At 62.7% G+C, this 24972-nt stretch carries 25 protein-coding genes; 11 read left to right on the top strand and 14 right to left on the bottom strand.

Translation table 11 applies throughout. The features are described from left to right. The first annotated feature begins 1 nt into the window (after window position 1). Both BN1079_RS12305 and BN1079_RS12300 read left to right on the top strand, forming a co-directional pair. Window positions 2-565 carry a cytochrome c oxidase assembly protein gene (locus tag BN1079_RS12305; protein WP_037024753.1) on the top strand — a complete coding sequence of 188 codons (564 nt, stop codon included), beginning with the start codon at window positions 2-4 and terminating at the stop codon, window positions 563-565. Further along, window positions 562-1497 (top strand): cytochrome c oxidase subunit 3, encoded by a 936-nt coding sequence (locus BN1079_RS12300; RefSeq protein WP_052114476.1) that lies wholly within the window; start codon window positions 562-564, stop codon window positions 1495-1497. Before BN1079_RS12305 ends, BN1079_RS12300 begins: the two co-directional genes overlap by 4 nt. 9 nt (window positions 1498-1506) lie before the next feature. Here BN1079_RS12300 and BN1079_RS12295 read toward each other — a convergent pair whose 3' ends face one another. Further along, window positions 1507-1707: a twin transmembrane helix small protein gene (locus tag BN1079_RS12295; protein ID WP_037026904.1), complete on the bottom strand. Its 201-nt coding sequence runs from the start codon at window positions 1705-1707 to the stop codon at window positions 1507-1509. A 70-nt stretch (window positions 1708-1777) separates the two neighbouring features. Here BN1079_RS12295 and BN1079_RS12290 point away from each other — a divergent pair, with 70 nt between their 5' ends. From BN1079_RS12290 to BN1079_RS12270, 5 genes are all read left to right on the top strand, one after another. Continuing rightward, on the top strand, window positions 1778-2509 hold the full coding sequence (locus BN1079_RS12290; protein ID WP_037024752.1) for an SURF1 family protein: 732 nt from the start codon (window positions 1778-1780) through the stop codon (window positions 2507-2509). Then, complete coding sequence (locus BN1079_RS12285; protein WP_037026902.1) at window positions 2490-3059, top strand: hypothetical protein; 570 nt, start codon at window positions 2490-2492, stop codon at window positions 3057-3059. The genes BN1079_RS12290 and BN1079_RS12285 overlap by 20 nt, the downstream gene beginning before the upstream one ends. Window positions 3060-3197: 138 nt before the next feature. Beyond that, on the top strand, window positions 3198-4286 hold the full coding sequence (locus tag BN1079_RS12280) for a COX15/CtaA family protein (protein ID WP_037024751.1): 1089 nt from the start codon (window positions 3198-3200) through the stop codon (window positions 4284-4286). Between the two features lie 20 nt (window positions 4287-4306). Next, window positions 4307-5206, top strand: coding sequence for a heme o synthase (gene cyoE / locus BN1079_RS12275; protein ID WP_037024748.1), 900 nt, complete (start codon window positions 4307-4309; stop codon window positions 5204-5206). An 18-nt stretch (window positions 5207-5224) separates the two neighbouring features. Then, the gene (locus tag BN1079_RS12270) at window positions 5225-5860 is read left to right on the top strand and encodes an SCO family protein (protein WP_037024745.1); all 636 of its coding nucleotides are present in this window, start codon (window positions 5225-5227) and stop codon (window positions 5858-5860) included. A gap of 1 nt (window position 5861) precedes the next feature. Here the strand turns inward: BN1079_RS12270 and darH are convergent, their stop codons facing one another. Genes darH through BN1079_RS12250 form a run of 4 tightly spaced genes read right to left on the bottom strand, consistent with a single transcriptional unit; the run spans window position 5862 to window position 9344 of the window. After that, entirely contained in the window at window positions 5862-6857 is a 996-nt protein-coding gene (gene darH, locus BN1079_RS12265; protein ID WP_037024741.1) for a BtrH-related acyltransferase DarH, read from the bottom strand. After that, window positions 6854-7264 carry a DarG family dialkylresorcinol biosynthesis protein gene (locus tag BN1079_RS12260; protein ID WP_037024739.1) on the bottom strand — a complete coding sequence of 137 codons (411 nt, stop codon included), beginning with the start codon at window positions 7262-7264 and terminating at the stop codon, window positions 6854-6856. The genes darH and BN1079_RS12260 overlap by 4 nt, the downstream gene beginning before the upstream one ends. Beyond that, complete coding sequence (locus tag BN1079_RS12255; RefSeq protein WP_037024736.1) at window positions 7254-8411, bottom strand: beta-ketoacyl-ACP synthase III; 1158 nt, start codon at window positions 8409-8411, stop codon at window positions 7254-7256. The genes BN1079_RS12260 and BN1079_RS12255 overlap by 11 nt, the downstream gene beginning before the upstream one ends. A gap of 18 nt (window positions 8412-8429) precedes the next feature. Then, window positions 8430-9344 carry a hypothetical protein gene (locus BN1079_RS12250; protein WP_037024733.1) on the bottom strand — a complete coding sequence of 305 codons (915 nt, stop codon included), beginning with the start codon at window positions 9342-9344 and terminating at the stop codon, window positions 8430-8432. Between the two features lie 32 nt (window positions 9345-9376). On the opposite strand from BN1079_RS12250, the gene BN1079_RS12245 reads away from it, so the two are divergent. Next, window positions 9377-9835, top strand: coding sequence for a DUF2141 domain-containing protein (locus BN1079_RS12245; RefSeq protein ID WP_231850784.1), 459 nt, complete (start codon window positions 9377-9379; stop codon window positions 9833-9835). Here BN1079_RS12245 and BN1079_RS12240 read toward each other — a convergent pair. The 3 genes from BN1079_RS12240 to BN1079_RS12230 all read right to left on the bottom strand — a co-directional run bounded on the left by BN1079_RS12240 (window position 9832) and on the right by BN1079_RS12230 (window position 10999). After that, window positions 9832-10383: a lipocalin family protein gene (locus BN1079_RS12240; RefSeq protein ID WP_037024731.1), complete on the bottom strand. Its 552-nt coding sequence runs from the start codon at window positions 10381-10383 to the stop codon at window positions 9832-9834. The genes BN1079_RS12245 and BN1079_RS12240 overlap by 4 nt on opposite strands. 27 nt (window positions 10384-10410) lie before the next feature. Next, window positions 10411-10665, bottom strand: coding sequence for an outer membrane protein assembly factor BamE domain-containing protein (bamE, locus tag BN1079_RS12235; protein ID WP_037024728.1), 255 nt, complete (start codon window positions 10663-10665; stop codon window positions 10411-10413). Between the two features lie 91 nt (window positions 10666-10756). Further along, a complete protein-coding gene (locus BN1079_RS12230) occupies window positions 10757-10999 on the bottom strand; it encodes a hypothetical protein (RefSeq protein WP_037024727.1) in 243 nt (80 codons plus the stop codon). A 387-nt stretch (window positions 11000-11386) separates the two neighbouring features. Between BN1079_RS12230 and BN1079_RS12225 the strand changes: the two genes are divergently transcribed. From BN1079_RS12225 to BN1079_RS12215, 3 genes are all read left to right on the top strand, one after another. Continuing rightward, window positions 11387-12340 carry a TAXI family TRAP transporter solute-binding subunit gene (locus tag BN1079_RS12225; protein ID WP_037024725.1) on the top strand — a complete coding sequence of 318 codons (954 nt, stop codon included), beginning with the start codon at window positions 11387-11389 and terminating at the stop codon, window positions 12338-12340. Window positions 12341-12478: 138 nt separating this feature from the next. Further along, window positions 12479-14503, top strand: a complete 2025-nt coding sequence (locus BN1079_RS12220) for a TRAP transporter permease (RefSeq protein ID WP_037024724.1) — start codon at window positions 12479-12481, stop codon at window positions 14501-14503. Beyond that, entirely contained in the window at window positions 14500-14889 is a 390-nt protein-coding gene (locus BN1079_RS12215) for a DUF1850 domain-containing protein (protein WP_037024722.1), read from the top strand. Before BN1079_RS12220 ends, BN1079_RS12215 begins: the two co-directional genes overlap by 4 nt. 192 nt (window positions 14890-15081) lie before the next feature. Here BN1079_RS12215 and BN1079_RS12210 read toward each other — a convergent pair whose 3' ends face one another. The 6 genes from BN1079_RS12210 to polA form a co-directional block, all read right to left on the bottom strand. Beyond that, entirely contained in the window at window positions 15082-16263 is a 1182-nt protein-coding gene (locus BN1079_RS12210; RefSeq protein ID WP_037024720.1) for a PepSY-associated TM helix domain-containing protein, read from the bottom strand. A gap of 68 nt (window positions 16264-16331) precedes the next feature. Next, entirely contained in the window at window positions 16332-18869 is a 2538-nt protein-coding gene (locus BN1079_RS12205; protein ID WP_037024717.1) for a TonB-dependent siderophore receptor, read from the bottom strand. 110 nt (window positions 18870-18979) lie between these two features. Further along, the gene (locus BN1079_RS12200) at window positions 18980-19936 is read right to left on the bottom strand and encodes a FecR domain-containing protein (RefSeq protein WP_037024716.1); all 957 of its coding nucleotides are present in this window, start codon (window positions 19934-19936) and stop codon (window positions 18980-18982) included. Continuing rightward, window positions 19933-20448 (bottom strand): sigma-70 family RNA polymerase sigma factor, encoded by a 516-nt coding sequence (locus BN1079_RS12195; RefSeq protein ID WP_037024714.1) that lies wholly within the window; start codon window positions 20446-20448, stop codon window positions 19933-19935. Before BN1079_RS12195 ends, BN1079_RS12200 begins: the two co-directional genes overlap by 4 nt. A gap of 461 nt (window positions 20449-20909) precedes the next feature. Continuing rightward, window positions 20910-21872: an IS110 family transposase gene (locus tag BN1079_RS12190; protein ID WP_037023196.1), complete on the bottom strand. Its 963-nt coding sequence runs from the start codon at window positions 21870-21872 to the stop codon at window positions 20910-20912. Window positions 21873-22196: 324 nt separating this feature from the next. Then, entirely contained in the window at window positions 22197-24938 is a 2742-nt protein-coding gene (polA, locus tag BN1079_RS12185; protein ID WP_037024713.1) for a DNA polymerase I, read from the bottom strand. Window positions 24939-24972: the final 34 nt, after the last annotated feature.

Here is a 24972-nt window from a genome sequence, read left to right as displayed (position 1 = left end):
CATGAACACTGAGCTCCCGCTCGGCCGCTTGGTCCGCCGCCTGCTGATCGCGGTGGTGGTGATGTTCGCCTTCGGCTTCGCCCTGGTGCCGATCTACGACGTGATGTGCAAGGCCTTCGGTATCAACGGCAAGACCGCCGGCGCCTACCAGGGCGTGCAGACGGTGGATGAAACGCGGGAAATTCGCGTGCAGTTCCTCGCCACCAACGCCGCCGGGATGGTCTGGGAGTTCGGTCCGGTGGATGACCAGGTGCGGGTGCATCCAGGCGCCAGCCAGGAAATCCGTTTCATTGCCTATAACCCCACGGACAAGCCGATGTCCGCCCAGGCGATACCCAGCGTCTCGCCTTCCAAGGCTGCGGCGTACTTTCACAAGACTGAATGTTTTTGCTTTACCCACCAGGTGCTGCAGCCGGGTGAGCGTATCGAGATGCCGGTGCGCTTTATCGTCGACCGCGACCTGCCAGCCGATGTGCACCACCTGACCCTCGCCTACACGCTGTTCGACATCACGTCCCGCCAGCCCCCGGTCGCCGTCCTGTCGGCCAAGGAGAGTCTGCAATGAGCACCGAGAGCCATCAGCGAATTGAGAGCCATCATGGCTTGGAAAGCCAAAGTCATGCGCAGTATTACGTTCCTGCGCAGAGCAAGTGGCCCATCGTCGCCACCGTCGCATTGCTGGTCACGGTCTATGGCCTGGGCACCTGGTTCAATGACCTGACGGCAGAGCGTGCCGAGTCCAATGGGCCACTGATCTTCTTCTTCGGCGCCCTGCTGATCGCTTACATGATGTTCGGCTGGTTTGGTGCCGTAGTGAGGGAAAGCCGCTCTGGGCTCTACAGTGCGCAGATGGACCGCTCGTTCCGTTGGGGCATGACCTGGTTCATCTTTTCCGAGGTGATGTTCTTCGCAGCTTTCTTCGGGGCGCTGTTCTATATCCGCTACTGGGTCGGGCCCTGGCTTGCCGGAGAGGGCGACAAGGGCGTCAGTAACATGCTCTGGCCGGGCTTCGAGTACACCTGGCCGCTGCTGAACAACCCAGACCCGCGGCTCTTTCCCGCACCGGATGGTGTGATCAGTGCCTGGGGCCTGCCGCTGATCAATACCGTTTTGCTGGTGACCTCCAGCTTTACCCTGACCTGGGCACACCACGCGCTGAAGAAGGGCAACCGCAAGCACCTGAAGATCGGCCTGGGAGTGACCGTACTGCTCGGTGCCGCCTTCCTCGCGTTGCAGATCGAGGAGTACATCCACGCCTACAGCGAGCTGGGCCTGACCCTGGGTTCGGGCATCTACGGCGCTACCTTCTTCATGCTCACGGGCTTTCACGGCGCGCACGTGACCATTGGCGCGATCATTCTGACGGTGATGCTGGTGCGCATTCTTCGCGGGCATTTTACCCACGAACATCATTTCGGCTTCGAGGCGGCTGCCTGGTACTGGCACTTCGTCGATGTGGTCTGGCTGGGGCTGTTCATCTTCGTCTACGTGCTCTAGGGCGAGGTTTCAGCCAAGGATCGGCTGCAGCTGTCCTGAATAAAAGCCCCAGCCGATCAAGGCGATGATCATGCCGCTGAGGATGACGCGGATAAGCAGGGCGGTGACGACACGAGACGTCCGGCCCTCGTCATGGACCAGAAAGAAAAGACCGCTGAACAGACTGATCAGCGTGGCGACTAAGAGAACAACGATAACCGCCTTGAGCATGGGCGGATCCACGACAGGGGTGATGGGGGTGGAGTATAGCCAGTCGTATCCACAGACCACGGGGGCGTTCATGAGCGGCTTCAAGCCGGGGCTGCTGCCGACGCTGGTGGTCTTGGCCTTGCTGCCGGTACTGGTCTGGCTGGGCTTCTGGCAGCTGGAGCGCGGCGAGCAGAAGCGCGACATGCTGGAACGCCAGGAAGCCCGCGCCGAGCTTGGACCCCTGTCGCCCGCCGAGCTTGAAGAACTGACGGACCCTGCCTACAGCCGCGTGTACCTGCAGGGCCGTTTCGACGCCGAACACAGCTTCCTGCTCGACAGCCGCACCCGCGACGGCCAGGTCGGAGTCGAGCTGCTGCAGCCTTTTCAGGATCGGCCCAGTGGGCGCTGGGTGATCGTCAACCGTGGCTGGATACCATGGCCGGACCGCCGCATTGCGCCGCAATTCGATACTCCCGAACAGGAGTTGAAGCTTGCTGCCTGGACCTATGTACCGTCGGGCAAGCCCTTCGTTCTCGACCGAGGCATGGCCGAAGGCTGGCCGCGGCTGATCAATCATGTGGATATGCAGCAGCTTTGGCAGGCGCTCGGGCGTGAGGGTGTGGCTTATGAGCTGCGCCTCGAGCCGGGACCAGCGGCCTATCGCGCCGACTGGCCGGTTACCAGCATGAGCCCGGCGCAGCATCGGGGCTATGCCGCGCAGTGGTTTGCGTTGGCCGCTGCGCTGCTGGCGCTGTTTATTTATCTGGGTGTGCATCAGGCACGGGAGAGTCGCCATGGTGAGCATGAATCCGACCGTCGCTGAGCCGAGACGGGCCCGAGGGCGGCTGCAGCTGCTGCTGATCATCGGCGTGGTGCTGGGGCCGATGCTGCTTGCTTCAGCCATGTACCGCTTCGGTTTCTGGGTGCCGGAGAGCCGCAGTTACGACGGTGTACTGATCGCCAACGGCCAGGGTCGCGAAGCCCTCGGCGTACAGGCCGGGGCGGAAGCGCGCTGGGAACTGCTGGTCACGGCACCGCAAGGCTGCAATGAAAACTGCCAGAAGCTGGTCTATCTGGCGCGGCAGATCAATATCGGCCTGGCTCGGGAAGCGGGCCGGGCCGGGCATGCCCTGGCGATAACGCAGGCGCTGGATGCCGTCTACGAACAACGCCTGCAGCGTGAATACCCGCAGCTCAAGCGCTATGCACTGGATGCGTCGGTGTACTCGAGCAATCCCGAAGCCCCCGCCGCCCCGCAGCTGTGGATCGTCGACCCCCACGGCAACCTGGTGTTGCGCTACGCGGCGGATGCCGACGGCAAGGCGATTCTCGATGACCTGAAGTACCTGCTGAAGATTTCGCAAATTGGCTGAAGATCAACCGGAAGCCAGACGCAAAACCAATCCACCCCCTCGCCCCTTGGGGAGAGGGCTGGGGTGAGGGGAAATAGCCAAGTCCAACATCGGATTCAAAAAACAGCGTCTTCCCCAGCTTTTCATAAAGAGGACCTCATGCCACCAACATCACGCCCCGGTTACCGCCTCGCCCTGTTCGCCACTGCCCTGGCCGTGGTCGTGGTGCTGCTGGGTGCTTACACGCGGCTGACCCACGCCGGCCTTGGCTGCCCGGACTGGCCCGGATGCTACGGCTTCCTTGCCGTGCCGATGAGCGAACACAAGCAGGTGCTGGCTGCCGAACGTTTCCCTGATGCACCGCTGGAAGTGCGCAAGGGTTGGAACGAGATGATCCATCGCTATTTCGCCGGCACCCTGGGGCTGGTGATTCTCGGGCTGGCGGTACAGGCGCTACGCCGACGCGGCGAGCCGGGGCAGCCGCTGAAACTGCCGCTGCTGTTGCTTGCAGTGGTGATTGCACAAGCCATCTTCGGTATGTGGACGGTGACGCTGCAGCTCTGGCCGCAGATCGTTACCACCCACCTGTTGGGCGGCTTCGCCACTCTGAGCCTGCTGTTTCTACTGTGCCTGCGCTTGTCCGGGCGCCTGCCGCCATTATCCGTGCCGGTGCCGCCGGCACTGCGATGGTTCGCCGGGGTTGGCATGGCACTGGTGTTGGCGCAGATCACCCTCGGCGGCTGGGTCAGCAGCAACTACGCGGCGGTAGCCTGCACCGACTTTCCCACCTGCCACGGCCAGTGGTGGCCGCAGATGGACTTTTCCCGCGCCTTCGACCTGACCCACCACGACATCGGCCCCAACTACCTCGGCGGCCTGCTCTATGGCGAGGCGCGTACCGCCATCCATGTCGCTCACCGAATTGGTGCGCTGATTGTCGCCCTGTTCCTGCTGGCGCTGGCCTGGCGGCTGTTCCGTCACGGATTCACGTCGCTGGCGGCATTGCTGCTGGCGGCACTGGCCGTGCAGCTCGCCCTGGGCATCAGCAACGTGCTGCTGAACCTGCCGTTGGCCGTCGCGGTTGCACATAACGGCGGCGGTGCGGCGTTGCTGCTGGTGCTGGTGCTGATCAATTTCCGCCTGCGCCAGCCCGCCCCGGCTGTTACGCGGACACATGTTGAAACCGCAAGCGAAACGCTGCGGCGCGACCCCAATGGCACGGGCGGTGTCGAACTGCCCAGCCAATGATCAGAACAAGGAGAAGCCCCATGGCCACAGCACTCAGCCAATCGAGCGGCGCGGCAGGCTGGCGCGACTATCTGGAACTGACCAAACCGAAGGTGGTGCTGCTGATGCTCATCACCTCGCTGGTGGGCATGTTTCTCGCCACCCGTGCCGGGGTGCCCTGGACGGTACTGATCTTCGGCAACCTGGGCATCGCGCTGTGCGCCGGTGGCGCGGCGGCGGTCAACCATGTGGTGGACCGCCGTATCGACGCGGTAATGGCGCGCACCCACAAACGGCCGTTGGCCGAGGGCCGGGTTTCGCCGTTTGCCGCGCTGGCTTTCGCCCTGGCGCTGAGCATCGCCGGCCTGGCGCTGCTGCTGGTGTTCACCAACCCGCTGGCGGCCTGGCTGACTCTGGCCTCGCTGCTCGGCTATGCGGTGATCTATACCGGCTTTCTCAAGCGGGCAACGCCGCAGAATATCGTTATCGGCGGGCTGGCCGGTGCGGCACCGCCGTTGCTGGGCTGGGTCGCGGTGACCGGGCAGGTAAGCGCCGAGCCGCTGCTGCTGGTGCTGATCATCTTCGCCTGGACGCCGCCGCACTTTTGGGCCCTGGCCATTCACCGGAAGGCCGAATACGCCAAGGTGAATATCCCGATGCTGCCGGTGACCCATGGCGAGCACTACACCAAGGTGCACATCCTGCTTTATACGCTGATGCTGCTGGCGGTGAGCGTCATGCCCTTCGCCATCCACATGAGCGGCCCGCTGTACCTGGCGGCGGCGCTGATACTGGGCGCGCGCTTTCTCTTCTGGACGGTCGTGCTCTACCGCGACAGCCGGCCGCATGCGGCAATCAGGACCTTCAAATTCAGCATCTGGTACCTGTTCGCCCTGTTCATCGCGCTCTTGGTTGACCATTATCTGCTGCTCAACCTTTGAACCATCCCAGGGAAGTACATGAGCCGTATTCAGACCACTGTCTTCATCCTTGTCGCGCTGATTGCGCTGGTCGTCGGGCTGACGGTTTACCGGGTACTCGACCGTGAGCCCCCGGCCGACCCGACCCGAATGCTCGATGCCGGAATCATCTTGTTGCCACAGAGCCGTCCGGTACCGGTGCTGAGTCTGACGGATCAGGACGGCGAAGCAGTGCAGACCGATGAGCTGCAGGGCAAGTGGACGCTGCTGTTCTTTGGCTACACCTTCTGCCCGGACATCTGCCCGGCGACCCTGGCCGAGCTGCGCCAGTTGCGCAGCGGGCTGCCCGAGGCGGTGCGCGAGCGCCTGCAGCCGGTGTTGGTCAGCGTCGACCCGCACCGCGACACGCCCGAGCAACTAGGCAAATACCTGAAATTCTTTGGCGAAGGCTTTATCGGCCTGACCGGCTCGCTGGACGATATCCAGGCTCTGGCCAACGGCGTCGGCATTCCCTTTATCCCCGGCGACACCAGCCGCGAGAACTACACCGTCGACCACAGCGGCAATCTGGTGATCATCGGCCCGGATGGGCGTCAGCGCGGGTTTATCCGTGCGCCGCTGAAGGTGGACAAACTGCGTGAGCAGCTGCCGGCGCTGTTGAGTCAAACGGAATAGGTCAGCGCCTGGCCCAGGCTCCCAGTTGCCGCAGCAGATCGCGTTCCTGCACGGCGATGGCTTCCAGCATGGCGGCAATGGCGCTGAAATCGCCGCCGCCCTGCTTGTTGCGTGACTGACGCACACAGGCCGAGGCGAACTGGCGCCAGTCGTCACCGATGCGGGTCAGTTGCGCGGCCATGTCGTTGAGCGCCGGCTCGCCCAGCAGCGTGCCGGATTCCTGGAGGAAACTGGCGTACATGAAGCGGAAACCCGCACCGCCGGTGCCGATTTCTTCCTGCATGCGCACGATATGGGTGAGGTAGAGCCGGTTGTATTTGGCCTGTGCCGGGTCGAGCTTGCGTACCTGGGAGGCCAGGTGGCGGATTCCGCGAATACCGATCCAGGGCAGCGGCATGCCGTCGAGGATGCGCGTGGTGGAAATCAGACTCTTGCGAATCAGCCGCGCCCAGTCCTGCTCGGGCGGCACATCCTCGACCCAGTACAAGAGTCCGTTGCCGGCCAGTGCGCCCTTGGCGAAGCGGGCTTTCTGCAGATCCTCGCTGGCGCAGCGCACCGGCTCTTCGAACACCGGGTCGCTGAGCAGGTAGTCGTCGCCGTCACGCCCGTAGGCCAGCAGGTTGTGCGCGTTGAAGTGAAAGCGCATTTCCGGCGGGAAGTAGGGCAGCCAGAACACCGAACTCTGCAAGCCTGTCAGGCGACCAGCGCTCAGCGCCTGGTCCAACGCCTCGCGGCCCTGTTCCGGCTGACGGAAAGTGGCCGTCTGCAGGCGTGCGCCGAGGCGCTTGCTCAGCGTCTTGATGATGTGCTTTGGCGGCATCCGATAGGCAATCAGCGGCATGCCACCGAGCTTGACGATGGGCAGGTAGGCGAACGCCAGCCCCGAAGCCAGGCCGAAGGCCATCGGCTCGCTCATGGGCAGGCCGGCGTGGGTCAGCAGGTTGGCCATCACTCCGGTTTCGCAGTGGGCGCTCTGTCGATGCTGAAAGGCGCTCATTGCGGCAGCTCCTGCTGGTATTTGATCAGTTCGGCGACATCCAGACCGAAGGCTTCTGCGTAGCGGGCCAGTTGCCGTGGGGAAAGACGGCGATAGACGGCCGGGCGGAAATGCCGGCGAATGCGCCACTGCCAGAAGCCGGTCACCTGTGCCAGTGCCGGCTCGTCGAGGCGGTAGCGGTACATCAGGCACTTCAGTGGTGAGGCCTGCCCGCTTTGCCAGTCGGCCAGGGCCTGGGCTTCCTGTTCTTCCAGCTCGGCCACGGCGAGCTGGGTGGCATAGGATTCCGGCTCCCAGCCGGCGCTCTGGGCGCCCTGGTAGCGGCCCTTGTCATCGACGGCATAGAGCAATTTGCTGTGGCCGCCATAGCTGCTGTTGGGGTCCTGCGGGACTTCATCAAGCTTCATCCGGCGCCACCACGGTCATATGCAGGAAGGCGCTGGAGAAACGGCCGCTTTCCGGCACATAGCCCAGCAGGCGCTGGCCGGCCTTGAGCTGACCGCTGTGGAAAAGCTCGTCGAGCATGATGAAGAACGAGGCTGCGCCAGTGTTGCCCTTGCGCGTCAGGTTGGTGAACCAGCGCTCCTGGGGGATGTTGAAATCGACCCGCGCCAGGCCTTCGGCCAGACGGTCGCGGAAGAACTCCGAGGAATAGTGCGGCAGGAACCAGTCGATATCCTCGGCGCGCATTTCGCGACGGTGGCGAATGCGTTGCAGCGTCTCTTCGACGGTGATCTTGACGATGTTCTCGTTGAGCAGTTTGACGTTCTGCTTGATAGCCATGACCGAGCGGCGATTACGTTCTTCTGCGCTTATGCGGCTCCAGCCCACCAGCTGTTCGCCCTGCATCTCGGCGCCGCCATACATGCAGGCCGGGAAGCGGTCGGCGAAGGAGAGGATATCGATCCAGTCGATGCGCAGGCTCAGACCCTCAGGATTGGGGCGGTCTTCCAGCCAGACCGCGCCGGCGCCATCGGAGAGCATCCAGCGCAGGAAGTCCTTCTCGAAGGCGAGTTCCGGGCGGCGCTCCAGCTCCTCGTCGATGCCTTCGACCTCGGCGCTGAAATTGCGCGCCTGCATCAGCACCGAGGCGACCTCCGAGCCACAGGCCACGGCGTTGCGGCTTTCACCGCTGGCCACGTTGAGCCAGGCATATTTCAGCGCACTGACGCCGCACAGGCAGATCCCCGCAGTGGTCACTACCTCACAGGGCGGGTTGCCCAGCTCGCCATGCACCATCACCGCGTGGCCCGGTTGGGTCTGATCCGGCGAGGAGGTGGCGGCCACCAGGCATTCGATGCCCTGCAGCTCGACCGGGCTGGCCAGGCCGCGGACGGCCTCGGCGGTCAGCTGTGCATTGGTCATGCTCGGCTCGCCGGTAGCCGGATCGATCACGTAATGGCGCTGGCGGATGCCGTTGCTGCGCAGCACGATCGAGCGCGCCCGCGAGGGCCGCTCGCCGACCTGGCCGAGGCGCGCTTCCATTTCCTCGTTGCTCACCGGCTCGTGAGGCAGGCAAGCGCTGATGCGGTTGATATAGACGGGCTGGGCCACGGATCGGTCCTCGAAAGGTTACTCGCCGGACGGCGCGGCAAAATAGGCTTTTTCCCGCAGAATGCGGTTACGGGTCAGCGGGGCGAGCAGCTTCTTCAGCAACGCGGTGATCGGAACTACGGTAAGGATCAGGCTAAGCAGAAAGGCGATGTAGACGACCAGTCCCACGCGCCGGCGCACGCTGTGCTGCGGTCCCAGGGCTGCCAGTAGCGTGCCCCAGGCCTTGAAACTGCGGGTGCCGACGCGCTCGCTGGCGATCAGCTTTTCATCCACGCGCACCGCGCCCAGGCCGCGCAGCATCGGCTGTTCTATGGGGCCGGCCTGCGCCAGGCGTGCGCCGATGGCTACGCCGAAACGCTGCGCAGCGGCAATCTCGGCTTCGCTGATGCCGGCCTTGGGAATGCAGGTGAACGGCTGCTGGCGCCCGGTGAACATCCACAGCGGGGTCGCCAGGAAGCTTGCCGCCGTGCCGCATTCGTCGGTCAGCACAATGTTGTCCACCAGTCGCGCGCCCAGCGCATCGAGGCGAGCCTTGAGCTTCTCCTGGGCCATCAGCCACATGTTGCGACAGCCGATCAGCGTCACCACGGGCGTGTTGTTCAGGAGCTGCGCCGCTTCTGGCGTGGCAAGAAAGCTGGTGATGGGCCGGGACGGCGAGAGGAACCAAACCTGATAGGCGAGAATCACCAGGTCATAGCGCTTGCCCGGATCCACCTGAAGCGGTTGCAGTGGCTCCGGGCGCATCAGCACGGTTTCGGGGAAAATGCTGAAAAAGGTGAGGAATGGCCAGGGAAAGGGATAGGGTTTGGCAGGCTGCACGGAGAGGAAGTCCACCTGCACGTCGTCACGCGCCAACAGCGGCGTGCAGACAGACTGCACCAGACGGCCGAGCTGCCCTGTTTGCGAATAGTGAACGACCAATACCTGGCGCATGGAAACTTCAGTCACTGAAAATGGTCGCGATTATGCCACAGCAAATAAACCTGAATGTAACGCGTGCCTGGTTGGCTGCCGGGCTTGTGACACTCGGCATGGGGGCCGCTCAGGCGGCGGAGATCCGCTTGCAGGTTGCAGGCCTGTCGGAGGGGATGCTGCATGCGCAGCTGCATGCGGTGGAGGCCGGGGATTGGGACGCGCCTGTGCGCCAGGCCAGCGGCAAGCCGGGGTTGCTCGTCTTCGACGATGTTCCACCAGGGCGCTATGCCATCGAGCTATTCGTCGACCTCAATGGCAATGGCGAGCTGGATGTCAGCCCCAGGGGCATCCCGCGCGAGCCGTTCGGCTTCTCGAACAATCCACGTTTGAAGCGCAGCAAGCCGGCGCTGCAGGACTGCGCCTTTGAGCACGGTGAGGAACCCAGCGAAGTAATCGTCGAGCTGCAAGGGCCGGCGCTGGCGCGTGACGCAGCCCGGACCGTTGACTAGATTTCAGCGCCTTCGCCGCGCCAGATCAGCTCGCTGGTGTCGTAGCCGCGCTTTTCCGCCTCGTCCAGCAGGCGCTGGCGGGTGCTGGCATCAAGCTGAATGTCGCGCGACAACAGCCAGAGAAACTCCCGATCCGGGCTGCCGACCAGGGCGACACTGTATTCCTGGTCAAGATATAGCACCCAGTAATGGCCTTTGGTCATCTCGGGAAAGAGCCTGCTGAACCAGTTGTCGAAGCGTACCCAGAGCCGGTCGGTGCTGCCCGGCTGTTGCGGCTCGGCTTCACCTCTGGCTTCCTTCCACTCGCCATTCTTGGTTTCGCAACGGTTGAGCACCCCGATACTTCCGTTGTCCAGCAAGCTGTAGCGGGCTTCGGAGCGCACGCAGTCGCGCTGAAAAAACATCGGCAGTCTTGCCTGTTCGTACCAGACCCCCTGATAGCGTTGCAGGTCGACATGACCGACGGTGGACGGTGCGTCGTCGACGTTTTTGGATCCGGTACAACCGGCCAGCAGGACGGCGCTCAAAAGAACACTGGCGAAACGCATGTTTCTTCCCTCATCGAAAGGTTCGAACTATTTCAGGCCCTGGCCGGAGAACATCAGTACCTTGTCACCGGCGTACTGGATGCTGATAAAGCGATGCTTGGAGCCCCAGGTACAGCTGGACATGCCCAGCGCCCCGGCGCATTCACCCGGCTTGCCGAGGAGCTCCTCGACCTGCTGGCGTGACATGCCAGCCTCGAGCTTGGCAAAGTTTTCCTGGGTGATCGGATTGCAGCCGGTAAGGATCAGCAGCGCTGCCAATAGTCCGAAATGACGCAACGACATCGTATTTCCCCAAAAGCAGCTGCCGCAGTGCGGGCGGGCCAGTACGTTACCCATGATCAGACCGCGGTCGTTTGGATTTGTCACAGCGGCATCAGCGCCCCGGCTGCGGACGGAAGCCCGGTATGGCGCTGGGGCGCTCCGTACGCGAGGCCGGCATGGTGCAGTTGAGGTCGCGAAAAGGCTGGCCGCTGAGGCGTTCCCAGCCATGCCCTGGGGAGCTCTGGCGGCAAATGATCGTGCCGTCGATCTTGCTTTGCCATTGGTAATAGGGCGCTGGGGCGGCGGCCGCCAACAATGGCAGCGTCAGCCCGAGCGCGAGAAGCAGTACACGCATGGTCGGATTCGCAGGTAATAAGCACTCTACTGTAACGCCATCGGCGGGTTGTACAAGCGCCGCCCGTACCGCCCTCAGTATCGCGAAACGCATGGGCGCATTATTGCCGATGCGTTCTGGCGGATAAGCGGAATCTTGCCGATTGACCTTGCTGTTTATCTCCTGAGTCGCTCTGCAAGGCGGCGTGGGGACCTGGCACGGCTTCTGCTATGGTCTGAGCACTCGATGCGATACAACGACAAGAAGACTGCAGCGATTCAACTGCCCCCACGGGGCCTGCCCGCGTCGTCGCTCTCCTTCCTGTCGCCCCGACCGCTCTTTGCGAGCCAGGGTAATCGTCTATCTTGAGTGCTGCTTCATCCAATAAAAACGAAACGGAGATCCAACATGAGACTGACCAAAAGCTTGGGCCTGCTTGCTGCAGCAGTAGCGTTCACCGCCAGTACGGCGGCTCTCGCCGCGCCGACTTTCATCAACATCCTTACCGGCGGTACCAGCGGCGTGTACTACCCGATCGGCGTGGCCCTGTCGCAGCAGTACAACAAGATTGACGGCGCCCGGACTTCCGTACAGGCCACCAAGGCTTCGGTGGAAAACCTCAACCTGCTGCAGGCCGGCCGCGGCGAACTGGCTTTCTCCCTGGGTGACTCGGTTGCCGACGCCTGGAACGGTGTCGAGGACGCCGGCTTCAAGGCGCCGCTCAAGCGGCTGCGCGCCATCGCCGGCACTTACAACAACTACATCCAGGTCGTGGCCAGTGCCGAGTCGGGCATCAAGACCCTGGAGGACCTCAAGGGCAAGCGCATCTCCGTCGGCGCACCTAAATCCGGCACCGAGCTGAACGCCCGCGCGATCTTCAAGGCCGCCGGCCTGGATTACAAGGACATGGGACGCGTCGAGTTCCTGCCTTACGCCGAGTCGGTCGAGCTGATCAAGAACCGCCAGCTGGACGCCACCCTGCAGTCCTCTGGCTTGGGCATGGCCGCCATCCGCGACCTGGCCAGCACCATGCCGGTGACCTTCGTGGAGATTCCGGCCGCCGTGGTCGAGAAGATCGAGAGCGACGCCTACCAGGCGGGTGTGATTCCGGCTGGCACTTACGATGGTCAGGACGCCGACGTGCCCACCGTGGCCATCACCAACATCCTGGTGACCCACGAGAAGGTCTCTGATGAGGTGGCCTACCAGATGACCAAACTGATGTTCGACAACCTATCCGCGCTGGGTAACGCCCACTCCGCCGCCAAGGACATCAAGTTGGAAAACGCCACCAAGAACCTGCCGATTCCGCTGCATCCGGGCGCTGAGCGCTTCTACAAGGAAGCCGGCGTTCTGCAGTAAACCAGGCGCTGGTTTGGCGGGCTGGAGCAGGCCAGGATGCCTGCTCCAGCCCGCTCCTTGTAGAAGCAGGCTTGCCTGCGTTGCCTCGTCGGCAAGCCTGCTTCTGCAGGCCCCATCTTGCAGTGAGAGAGTGATTCCATGAGCGAAAGCCAAGGGCTGCATGCCAGTCCCAGCGAATGGCCGAAGGCGCTGTTCTACGTCGCCCTGCTGTTCTCCATCTACCAGATCGTTACGGCGGCATTTCACCCGGTCTCCAGCCAGGTGCTGCGCGCCGGTCACGTCGGTTTCCTGTTGCTGTTGGTATTTCTCTGTTATCCGGCACGGGGTAACGGCAAGCCGTTCCAGCCCCTGGCCTGGCTGCTGGGCCTGGCGGGCTTCGCCACCTTCTTCTACCAGTGGTATTTCGAGGCTGACCTGATCCAGCGTTCCGGCGACATGACCACCACCGACATGGTGGTTGGCCTGACGCTTATCGTGTTGGTATTCGAAGCCGCGCGACGCGTCATGGGCATTGCCCTGCCGATCATCTGCGGGCTGTTCCTGGCCTACGGCCTGCTCGGTGAATACCTGCCTGGTGATCTCGCGCACCGCGGTTATTACCTGGACCAGGTCGTCAACCAACTGTCGTTCGGTACCGAAGGCCTGTATGGCACGCCGACCTACGTCTCGGCGACCTACATTTTTCTCTTCATCCTGTTCGGCTCTTTCCTCGAGCAGGCCGGGATGATCAAGCTGTTCACCGACTTCGCCATGGGCCTGTTCGGGCACAAACTCGGCGGCCCGGCCAAGGTATCGGTGGTGTCCTCGGCATTGATGGGCACCATCACCGGTTCTGGCGTGGCCAATGTGGTCACCACCGGCCAGTTCACCATTCCGCTGATGAAACGCTTCGGCTATCGTCCGGCGTTCGCTGGCGGCGTTGAGGCCACCTCCTCCATGGGCAGCCAGATCATGCCGCCGGTGATGGGCGCGGTCGCATTCATCATGGCCGAGACCATCAACGTGCCCTTCGTCGAGATCGCCAAGGCCGCGTTGATCCCGGCACTGCTGTATTTCGGCTCGGTGTTCTGGATGGTTCATCTGGAAGCCAAGCGCGCCGGTCTCAAGGGCTTGCCAAAAGAGGAATGCCCGAGCGCTTGGGCGGCGGTCAGGGACCGCTGGTATCTGCTGATCCCACTGGTAGTGCTGGTCTGGCTGCTGTTCTCCGGGCGCACGCCGATGTTCGCCGGCACCATTGGCCTATCGCTCACGGCCATCGTCATCCTCGGCTCGGCGATCATCCTCAAGGTGTCGTCGTTCGGCCTGCGTATTGCGTTCTGGATCGCGCTGGGCCTGCTCTGTGCGGGGTTCTTCCAGCTCGGTATCGGAGTGATCTTCGGCGTCATTGCCGCGCTGGTGGCCGTGTGCTGGTTCATCAACGGAGGTCGCGACACCCTGGTCATCTGCCTGCACGCGCTGGTGGAAGGCGCCAGGCACGCCATTCCGGTAGGGATCGCCTGTGCCCTGGTGGGGGTGATCATCGGCATCGTCTCGCTGACCGGGGTGGCCTCGACGTTTGCCGGTTACATCTTGGCCATCGGCGAGAACAACCTGTTCCTTTCGCTGGTCCTGACCATGCTGACCTGCCTGGTGCTGGGCATGGGCATCCCGACCATCCCGAATTACATCATCACCAGCTCCATCGCCGCACCGGCGTTGCTGGATCTGGGCGTGCCGCTGATCGTCTCGCACATGTTCGTCTTCTACTTCGGCATCATGGCCGACCTCACCCCGCCGGTGGCGCTGGCCTGTTTCGCTGCTGCACCCATCGCCAAGGAACGTGGACTGAAGATCAGTCTATGGGCGATCCGTATCGCCATAGCAGGCTTCGTGGTGCCCTTCATGGCGGTGTACAACCCGGCACTTATGATGCAGGGCGGTGACTGGGGCGCCACACTTTACATGCTGCTCAAGGCCGCGTTTGCGATCGGTCTCTGGGGTGCAGTGTTCACCGGCTACCTGGAGCGTCCGCTGGGCTGGTGGGAGCGTTTGCTGGCCTTCGCTGCCGGCGCTGCGATGATTCTGGCGATGCCCATCAGCGATGAAATCGGCTTCGCTCTGGGCGTGCTGTTCCTGGCTCAGCATTTCTGGCGTGCTCGTCGCGCTGCACCGGCAGCGGCGTGATCGGCCTCTGCCTGGGGCTGGCAGGCCTGGTGTGGGCGCAGGTGCCCACGCCGGCCTTCACCCTGGCGTGGGACCACACCATCGAGAAGATCCGCTGGGAAGAGGATTACCGCGTTACCCCGCAGGGGCTGCTGCTGGGTGAGGCGCGCGTCCGTGGCTCCGGCGCCGGTATGGAGATTCCCGAAGGTGCCGAGTTGAAGGATGGCAGCTGGCGCTATCACCGCACGCTGCCGCCGCTGCAACCGCTGCGGGTCGGACGAACCCCGGAAGCCGGCGACTACCAGCTGTGCTTCGATGAGCAGTGTCATGTATTGAGCGAATGGCTCGGCCCGCCAACAGCGGAGCAGCCCGCACTGGAGCTGTGGAGCTGCGCCCAGGTGGAATAGGCAACTCGTGCGTAACGGTTGTATTTCCGTAGGAGCGATATGCACGTGGCCATTGTAGGAGCTTGCTCGCGAACGAAGCCCTATCGATGCTCAGGAAGCACTTCGTGGAAGTTCGCTACCCACACCGTAGTCTGGATCAGCCGAAGGCGTAATCCGTGTTTCCGAAGGCGTGACCCGACACGCGCAACTTAATCAAACCGCCAGCTCCATCTCCCGCCTCAGTGCCGCCGCTCTCCTGGCGCGCAGCTTGCGCCACCAGATCACCACGCCGGTCACCGACAGCACCGCAATCGCCACGCCCAGCACCGCGATCAGGATGCGCCCCGGCATGCCGAGGATGCGTCCGCCATGGATCGCCGGCTGCAGCATGTGGAATTGCTGGCCCAGCGTGCCTTGCCCCGGTATTTCCTGGCCCAGCAACCGGGTTCCATCGGTGCCATGGAAGAACAGCCAGGCATTGCCCTGGTTGCTGTCGTGGTCGCCGAAGCCGGCGCCATAGAAGTTGTATTCGAAGCTGTAGTACAGCTCGCCGATGGGCTCGCTCAGACCGAGATCGGCCGCATGCTGCATGGCGTAGTCGTAGGCCTGGTGGAAATCGTAGGCGGTGGTGCCCAACTGCTCGGCCGGCAGCCGGCCACGGGCTTCGTAGACGCTCGGCTCAACCTTGGATACCAGCGACACCACCGGCTTGAACACCTGTTCAGGCAGGTTCATGGCCACGCTGCTCACGGCCACCGGTAGCAGCAGCAGCCAAAGCCACAGGCCGCCCGCGCGGTGCACGTCATGATTCATGCGCTGGCGCTTGATCTTCCACGACGTCCACCACTTGCCGAAGAACGGCCGCCCCCGCGGGAACGTCAGCAGCAGCGAGACGAAGCAGTCGATCACCCAGGCGATCGCCACGATGCCCATCAGCCACAGCCCCCAGTTGCCCGGCAGCGACAGGTTGTAGTGGAACTCGAGCATGAAGGGCACGAAGTTCTTGCGCGAGAAACAGCATTCGCCCCAGTAGCGCGTGCCGACTGGCTCGCCGGTCACCGCGTCGAGGTAATGCACCACGGGCCTGATATCGAAAGGCTTGCCGGTCGCGGGGTCCTTGCGTGGCACCAGCGCCATCAACGCGGCATGGCCCGGCTCGTCGGGGAACTCCATGTACCAGACCTGCATGCGCGGATTGGCCGCCTCGATCCGCTCGACCAGATCGCCCGGCGCCAGCACCGGCCCCTCGCTGGTGGTGTGGTAGAACTCTGGATTCAGCCACTCGTCCAGCTCGTGATGGAAGGCCAGGATGCTGCCGGTGATGCCCGCCAGGAACAGGAACAACGCCGTGGCCAGGCCGATGTAGCGGTGCAGGAGCACGAGGATAGAGCGCATCGTCGGTTATCCGTATTGCAGAAAGTACGAAGCCGCCGGCCCGTGAAGGCCGGCGGCTGGTTTGCCGATCAGAAGTCGTAGCTGATCGTCGCGGTGACGTTTCGCTCGGCGCCGTAGTAGCAGAAGTTCAGGCTCCCACAGGAGGCGACGTAGTTCTCGTCAGTCAAGTTATTGACATTCAGCCGCACACGGGTGCCCTCCAGGCCAACCTGCGTCAGGTCGTAACTGAGCGAGGCGTCGTACAGCGTATACGACGGTACATGCGCGGTGTTTTCCGCATCGGCCCAGCTCTCGCCCATATAGCGAACGCCCAGCCCTGCACTCAGCCCGGTGAGCATGCCGTGGTTGAACCGATAATCAGCCCAGAGGCTGGCCATATGCTCTGGCGTCTGTGCCGGCATGTTGCCTTCGACGTTGCGGGTCAGCCCATCCGCCGCCCGGTTGAAATAAGGTTTGGTGTATTCGACTTCAGTGAATGTATAGCTGCCCAGCAAGCGCAGGCTGTCGGTCAGTTGAAACCGCGCCTCCAGTTCCAGGCCGTGGGATTCGACTTCGCCGGCATTGCGGTAGAAGTCCTCGCTGGCCTGCTTGGTTGCGACGTTTTCCTGAGTGATGTGGAACAGCGAGGCGGTGTAAAGATCGTCCGTGCCGGTCGGCTGGTATTTCACGCCCAACTCCCACTGGGTGCCTTCCGAGGGTTCGATCAAGCTGCCGGCTGCATCGCTGTAGGTCGACGGGTTGAACGACTCCGAATAGCTGACGAAGGGTGCAATACCGTTATCGAACTGGTAGAGCACGCCGGCACGCCCGGTCAGCTTGCTGTCATTCAGCTTGTTTTCAGTCCCTGCCGGTCGAGTGACGGCAACGGTCACGGGGTCGTGTTCGTCCAGCCGGTTGGTTTCCGACACCTCGAACCAGTCCTTGCGCAGGCCAAGCGACAGGTTCCAGCGGCCGACTTCGATCAGGTCCTGGATGTACGCGCCGGTCTGCTCCTTTCGCCGCAGGTAGCTGTAACGATCAAACGGGGAGACATAGGTGATCTCGTCGTTGCCGTAGACCGGGTTGAAAGGGTCGATATTGCTTGGGTACCCGTATGTCCAATCCACCACGTTCTTGATTCGCTGGTAATCGATACCCATCACCAGCGTGTGCATGGCTGAGCCAGTCATGAACTCGGCTTGCACCATGTTATCGATGATCCAGGAGTGCAGAGCCTCTTCGGCTCCTGTGTACTGGCGATAGAGTTCATTGGGCCGCGGCACATAGCCGGGGCTCGGAGCGAAATTGTCGTACCCCCAGGCGTACACCTGTTCCTGCGTATGCTCGGAGTCTAGATAGCGAAAATTCTGCCGCACGCTCCAGATATCGTTCAGCCGATGCTGAAATTCATAGCCGAACATCTGCTGCTCGCGCTTGGCGGTATCCAGGCCCGGCTCACCTTCGAAGAAGTTTTCCGATATTCGCTGGCCGTTGGTATGCGGATACAGTGTGCCGGACGCCGGTAAGCCGCCGTGATAGCCGCTTTGCGGATCGCTCTGCAGATAGGCGTACAGGTTCAGCGAGGTATTTTCACTGAAGTTGATCGCCAGACTCGGCATCAGGGTGTAACGCGTTTCTTCGACGTGGTCGAACTGCGTATCGCCATCCCTCGCGAGTCCGACGAGACGGTAAGCAATATTGTGGGTCAACGGCCCGGTGAAATCGAAGCCTATGCTCTTGTAGTCGTTGCTGCCCGCAGCAAGCTCAACCGAGCGCCGTGCTTCGAACTGAGGACGTTTGGTGGTCAAGGCAACCAAACCACCAGGGTTGCTACGACCATAAAGAACCGAGGATGGCCCTTTCAGAACGTCGATACGCTCGATGAAATACGGATCGACCTGCAGGCTGCTGAAGGTACCTGCGTCGCTCATCGACTTGAGCCCGTCGACAATGATGTTATCCACCGAGCCGTCGTTGAAGCCTCGCATGGCGACGTAGTCGTAACGTCTTGTCGCGCCGTAGGGATTGGTTACCACGCCGGGAGCATAACGAATCGCCTCGGAGACGGTTTGCGAACCTTGATCGTCAATCTGCTGCCGCGTCACCACAGACACACTCTGCGATGTTCGCACCAACGGCATGCTGGTCTTGGTCGCCACGCTGCTGTGGGTGGCGTTGTAGCCTTCCATCTCGCCCAGCGCGTTACCCAGGGCGAAGCCTTCGACCACCATCGGCTTGAGCTCGACCTTGCTGGCCTGTTCGGCACGCGGCGCCAGCGAATAGGTGCCCTGCGCGTTGCGTACCGCCTGCAGGCCGCTGCTCTGCAGCAGCGCATCGAAACCTTCGTCCACACCGTACTGCCCGCTGAGGCCGCCCGACTGGCGACCCTCGAGCAGGCTGCCATCCACTGAGAGCATGACGCCCGCCTTACCGGCGAAGCGGCTGAGGGCGCTGGATAGCGGGCCTGCGGGAATTTCATAACTGCGAACCGATTGCTCGCTGGCGGCGGACTGCGCCAACGCGGCAGGTGCAGCGACGAGGGTCGCCAGTGGCAGGCAGAAAAGCGCGGCGCGAATGGCCTGCACCAGGGGACGCGAACGGTGATACGGACGATCTTGGAAGGGCATGAGTGATCCTTTTTGCGGAGGGCAAATTCACGGTCAGTGACCCTATGCCCGCCCAGCTCGCAAAAAGGGAACTCGAATAGGAATCTTTGTTATTCGCGTTAATGGTGAGCTCAGGCGTCGCCTGTTTCCCCCGAGGGTTCGAGGCTGATCCACCAGGGCAGGCGCCGGTTGATGCGCAGCGGCAAGGTGCTTGCCAGCGCATCCAGCACCCGTTCGGTATCCGCCAGCGGAAAGGCGCCCACCACCCGCAAGTCGGCGATGTGCGGATCGCAGCCGATGTAGCCGCGACGATAACGGGCCAGTTCGGCCACGAAGTCTTCGAGGCGCTGGTTGTCGGCCAGCAGCACGCCGTCGGCCCAGGCCTGGCTGGCCGCCTGAGCGGGTTGTGCCGTTTGGATAAAGTCGCGGCCAAAGATGGCCCGCTGCCCCGTGGCGAGGGTTTGCGGCGCCCCGATGTGCGCCGGCTGGATTCGCAGCGTCCCGGCGAAGACATCGATCCGGGTCGTCTCGGAGTGTTGTCGCACCGCAAAGCGTGCCCGCTGATGCGCCTGCAACTGGCCCTGCGCCGTGCGCAGCAGCAAGGGGCGCGGTTCATCGGGCGTATCCAGCAATAGCTCGCCCCGGTACAGGGCGAGTTGCCGCACCGGACCGTCGAAGGCCACATCCACCGCGCTGTCGGTGTTCAGCCACAGCTGCGAGCCGTCCGCCAGGCGCAGGTCGCGGACCTCGCCGACGGCGGTGCGCTGGTCGGCCGACCAGTCCTGCCAGCCGCCCACGCCCTTGGCCAGCAGCAGCGCGCCGCCGCCAGCCAGCGAGAGCACCTTCAGCGCATGCCGCCGACTGGGTTGGCGCTGCTGCAACAGGCGGCTGGCCGAGCGTGCGATCCGGTCATCCGCCAGCGGCTGGAACTGCCCGCTGATCCGCTCGACCCGCTGCCAGGCGGCCGCGTGCTCCGGCTCCCGCAACCAGCTGCGCCAGGCCAGGCGGTCCGCCTCGCTGGCAGAACCCGACTGCAACACGGCAAACCATTGCGCCGCGTCCTGCAGCACCCGGTAATCGGCGTTCATGGCTCTTCAACCAGCAACAGGCAATGCAGCATCGCCTGCGCCATGTATTTCTTGATCATGCGTTCGGAAACGCCCAGCTCCGCCGCAATTGCCGCATAGGTCATCCCGTGCAGCTGGGACATGAGAAATGCCGCGCTCACCTTCGCGGGCAGCCGGGCCAGCATCGAGTCGATGCGCAGCAAGGTTTCAACGATCAGCGCCTGGGATTCGGGCGAAGAGGCTACTGCTTCCGGCTGCAACGCCAGGGCATCAAGATAGGCCTGCTCCACCTGACGGCGACGCCAGTGATTGATCAGCAGCCCTTTGGCAATGGTGTGCAAATAGGCCCGCGGCTCGCGGATGGCGGCCATGTCCTGATCCTTGCCCAGCAGCCGGACGAAGGTGTCCTGCGCCAGGTCGGCAGCGTTCTGGCTGCAGCCCAGCTGGCGCCGTAACCAGCCATTCAGCCAGCCCTGATGCTCGACGTAGAGCCGCTGTATGTATTGTTGTCGGATAAGTCCGTCGGCTGCCATGGAGCCTCCCGCAGATAAGCGAGATGAATGATAACGCTTCTCAATAGCGTATTTCTACCGGGATCCGAGTCGGTTTCCAGAAATGGTCCATGGCCTGGTCGGATGGTTTTCTCTGGGCGAAAAAAAACCTCGAACCTCATTGGGGGAGGGGGAAGTTCGAGGTTGAATTCGGACCGCTAGGGCGGGGTCCGAAGATCTGCCAACACTTAACACAACAAGGAGCATCGAAGAGCTTTCACGCCCTTCGCAAGCTAGGACTCGGTTCTTTGTGCTGAAGTTCAATGCACTCTGCAAAATATTCTGGGTTTCGCCGGCAGCGTCAACCGCGAAAGCCCGCCAGCCCGGGGTCGGCCTGATGCATCGCGGATGCACCCGCAACCGATGCCGCCGGCCAAAAGCTCCGCGCGGAGGGCGGCGCTCCTACAAGTCGCGGCAGCGTTGCACCGCTCCTGTAGGAGATTCTATGGTGCAGCGCAACACTTAACCGGCATTTTTGGTCGATACATTGATTGGTTTTTCATCAAGGCGAAGGCGATACGGGCCAGCTTTCGGCCGAGCTTTACTAGAGCCTGAGTCGTCTTCAGTCCCTGGCTAAGATAGGTTTCATATAGGCCGGACCAGGCTTTTGTCCGGCGGGCAGACATGGCCGCGTTATACAAAAGGCGTCGCAGCTCCGGATCACCTTTCTTGGTCAGTTTACGGCGACCCACCTGCTTGCCTGAGTCCCGAACTCTGACGTCCATGCCCAGGTAGGCAACGAAGGCATCGCTGTTCTTGAATTCGCCTCGGTGGAAAGTATTGGCCAGCGCTACCGAGGTGAGATCGCCGATGCCCTCTATAGCCTTACAGCGCTGGGCATCCGACTGCCAGCCCACCTCAGCCATGGCCTCTTTGAGGCGGCGTTCGATCAATCTTTCGATGTCCTTGATGTTGTTGCTCAGGCGTTTGGATGCGCTCTTGAGGTCGGGCATATCGTCCAGGCTCTGGGTCAGGGCGATGCGGGTATGCACAAGCGAAGCCCGGCGTCGCAGCAGGCTCTGGATGCGGTAAAACGCATCGTGAGGCGGCACCCAGGGTTTGAGGTCGCTCAGTTCCTTGCTCAGGTAGCGCAGAATCAACCGAGCATCAGCCGGGTCGGTCTTGGCGCGACTGCCAACGCCATCGCGATACCGGTTGAGTCGATAACCATCGAGCAAATAAAGCTCAACGCCCGCCTGATGCGCCAGCGTTGCCAAGGTGCGGTGATAGGTACCAGTAGCCTCGAGTGCGATTTTGGTTCGGCCCGCAAGCGTCTTCAGCCAGCCGCCGATGGCTTGGGCTGTGTTGGCAATCCTCTTAAGATCCTTCGAATCACTGCGGGCAATGACCAGCTCGGCCTTGCTGACATCGACACCCACCATGACTGGCGTAATGGGCTTTGCCATGCTTTACCCTCCAAGCTAAGGTGATTTTACTTGTCAGGGCTCATCGAACGCTGGCTTGCAACATTTCGTCGGTCATGAGCGGCAAGGCTCCGCCGATGGATTCTCTATCGGCGTTTTGATGAGAAGGGCGGGGGCTAAATCTCCCACAGTCCGTGCCGAAAGGCCGGAAGGCGCGCTTGCCCCCTCCACCCTGACAAGTCCAGTTTGGACCTGCAGGAAAACCATACAAGGCGCGCCCCCGTGCCGAATGTGGCCCAGCGATGCAGTAATGGCTGGAATACGCTTCACCGACCATCATGCGCAGGGTTGCCTGGTTTCCCGACGTCAGTGCGCCTCGTCCCAATTATTGCCTACACCGGCTTCCACCAGCAGTGGCACATCCAGTTCAGCGGCCTGGCTCATCAGCGGACACAGCACTTCGCGCACCTGTTCGACCAGCTCTTCACGCACCTCCAGTACCAGTTCGTCGTGCACCTGCAGGATGATCCGCGCATCCAGGCCGCTTTCCTGTAACCAGGTATCCACGGCAATCATGGCGCGCTTGATGATATCGGCTGCGGTACCTTGCATTGGCGCGTTGATCGCGGTGCGTTCGGCGCCCTTGCGCATGGCGCCATTCTTTGAATTGATCTCCGGCAGGTACAGGCGTCGACCAAACAGCGTTTCCACGTAGCCCTGCTCGGCTGCCTGGGTGCGGGTGCGTTCCATGTAGGCCAGCACGCCGGGGTAGCGGGCGAAGTAGCGGTCGATGTATTCCTGCGCTTCCTTGCGGCCGACGTCGATCTGCTTGGCCAGGCCAAAGGCGCTCATGCCGTAGATCAGACCGAAGTTGATCGCTTTGGCGCTGCGTCGCATGTCACTGGTGACTTCATCCAGCGGCACGCCAAAAACTTCGGCGGCAGTGGCGCGGTGCACGTCCACGTTGTTCTGGAAGGCGTGCAGCAGCCCTTCGTCCTGAGCTAGATGGGCCATGATGCGCAACTCGATCTGCGAGTAGTCGGCGGCCAGCAGCTTGTAACCCGGTGCGGCGACGAACGCCTGGCGGATGCGACGGCCCTCGGCGGTGCGGATCGGGATGTTCTGCAGGTTCGGGTCGCTGGAGGAAAGGCGTCCGGTGGCGGTGACCGCTTGGTGATAGCTGGTGTGGATGCGCCCGGTGCGCGGGTTGATCTGCTGTGGCAGTTTGTCGGTGTAGGTGCCCTTGAGCTTGCTCAGGGAGCGGTGCTGCATGATCACCTTGGGCAGCGGGTAGTCGCGCTCGGCCAGCTCGGCCAGCACGCTTTCGGCGGTTGAGGGCTGGCCACCGGCGGTTTTCGACAGCACCGGGCAACCGAGCTTGTCGTAGAGAATGGCGCAGAGTTGCTTGGGCGAGCCGAGGTTGAATTCCTCGCCGGCGATTTCATAGGCTTCGCGCTCCAGGGCGACCAGTTTCTCGCCCAGCTCGACGCTCTGCTGGCCAAGCAACTTGGCATCCACCAGCGCGCCATTGCGTTCGATACGCGCCAATACCGGCACCAGCGGCATCTCGATCTCGTCCAGCACCTTGCGCAGCGACGGCGTGGCAGAGAGCTTGTCCAGCAATGTCTGGTGCAGGCGCAGGGTGATGTCGGCGTCCTCGGCGGCATATGGCCCGGCCTGCTCGATGGCGATCTGGTCGAAGCTCAGCTGTTTGGCACCCTTGCCGGCAATATCCTCGAAGCGGATGGTGCCGCGGCCGAGGTATTTCAGCGCCAGGCTGTCCATGTCGTGACGGGTGGCGGTGGCATCCAGCACGTAGGATTCGAGCATGGTGTCGTACTGCATGCCGCGCATTTCGATGCCGTAGTGCATCAGCACGTTCATGTCGTACTTGCCGTGTTGGCAGATCTTTGCGCGTTTTTCGTCCTCCAGCAGCGGCTTGAACGCGGACAGTACGCTGTCGCGGTCGAGCTGCTGCGGCACGCCCATATAGCTGTGGCCCAGCGGCACGTAGGCAGCCTTGCCCGTCTCGACGGCGAACGACAGGCCTACCAGCTGCGCTTTCTGCGCGTCGATGCTGGTGGTTTCGGTGTCGAAGGCGAAGCAGTCGGCGCCTTGCAGCTGCGCCAGCCAGCGGTCCAGGTCGGCCTGTTCGAGAATCGTCTCGTACTCGGCTTCGGCCTGGATCGAAGCGCCTTCGGCGGAGGCTTCATCGCGTTCTGCGGCTTTCGCTTCGCGCAGCAGTTCGTCGAGCCACTGCTTGAATTCCAGTTCGCGGTAAAGCGCGATCAGCGCTTCGCGATGGGGCTCGCCGGGCATCAGGTCGGCTACCTGAACATCCAGCGGCACGTCGATCTTTATCGTCGCCAGCTCATAGGACATGAAGGCCGCCTCGCGGTGCTCTTCGAGCTTGGCACCCAGTGACTTGGCGCCGCGAATCGGCAGCGCCGCGACCTGATCCAGGTTGTCGTAGAGGCCCTTGAGCCCGCCGGGAATGCCATTGAGCAGGCCGCAGGCGGTCTTCTCGCCAACGCCGGGCACGCCGGGGATGTTGTCCACCTTGTCGCCCATCAGTGCGAGGAAATCGATGATCAGCTCGGGGCCGACGCCGAACTTGGTGCGTACGCCTTCGATGTCATAGACGCTGCCGGTCATGGTGTTGACCAGGGTGACGTGGGGGCAGACCAGCTGCGCCATGTCCTTGTCGCCAGTGGATATGACCACATCACGTCCCAGCGCCGCGCATTGGCGCGCCAGGGTGCCGATCACGTCGTCGGCCTCGACGCCTTCAACGCACAGCAGCGGCAGGCCGAGCGCACGCACGCTGGCATGCAGGGGTTCGATCTGGCCGCGCAGGTCGTCCGGCATCGGCGGTCGATGGGACTTGTATTCGGCGAACAGCTCGTCGCGGAAGGTCGGGCCCTTGGCATCGAAGACCACCGCAAACGGGCTTTCCGGATATTGCCGGCGCAGCGACAGCAGCATGTTCAGCACACCCTTCACGGCGCCGGTCGGCTTGCCGGTGGACGTGGTCAGCGGCGGCAGGGCATGGAAAGCGCGGTACAGGTAGGACGAACCGTCCACCAGAACGAGGGGCGTTTGACTCATGAGCGCGATCAACCTTTTCGACGGCCCGAGCGCT

This window comes from Pseudomonas saudiphocaensis (assembly GCF_000756775.1).
In the GTDB taxonomy this organism is placed as follows: domain Bacteria; phylum Pseudomonadota; class Gammaproteobacteria; order Pseudomonadales; family Pseudomonadaceae; genus Stutzerimonas; species Stutzerimonas saudiphocaensis.
This window is presented reverse-complemented; position numbering and strand designations above follow the sequence as displayed.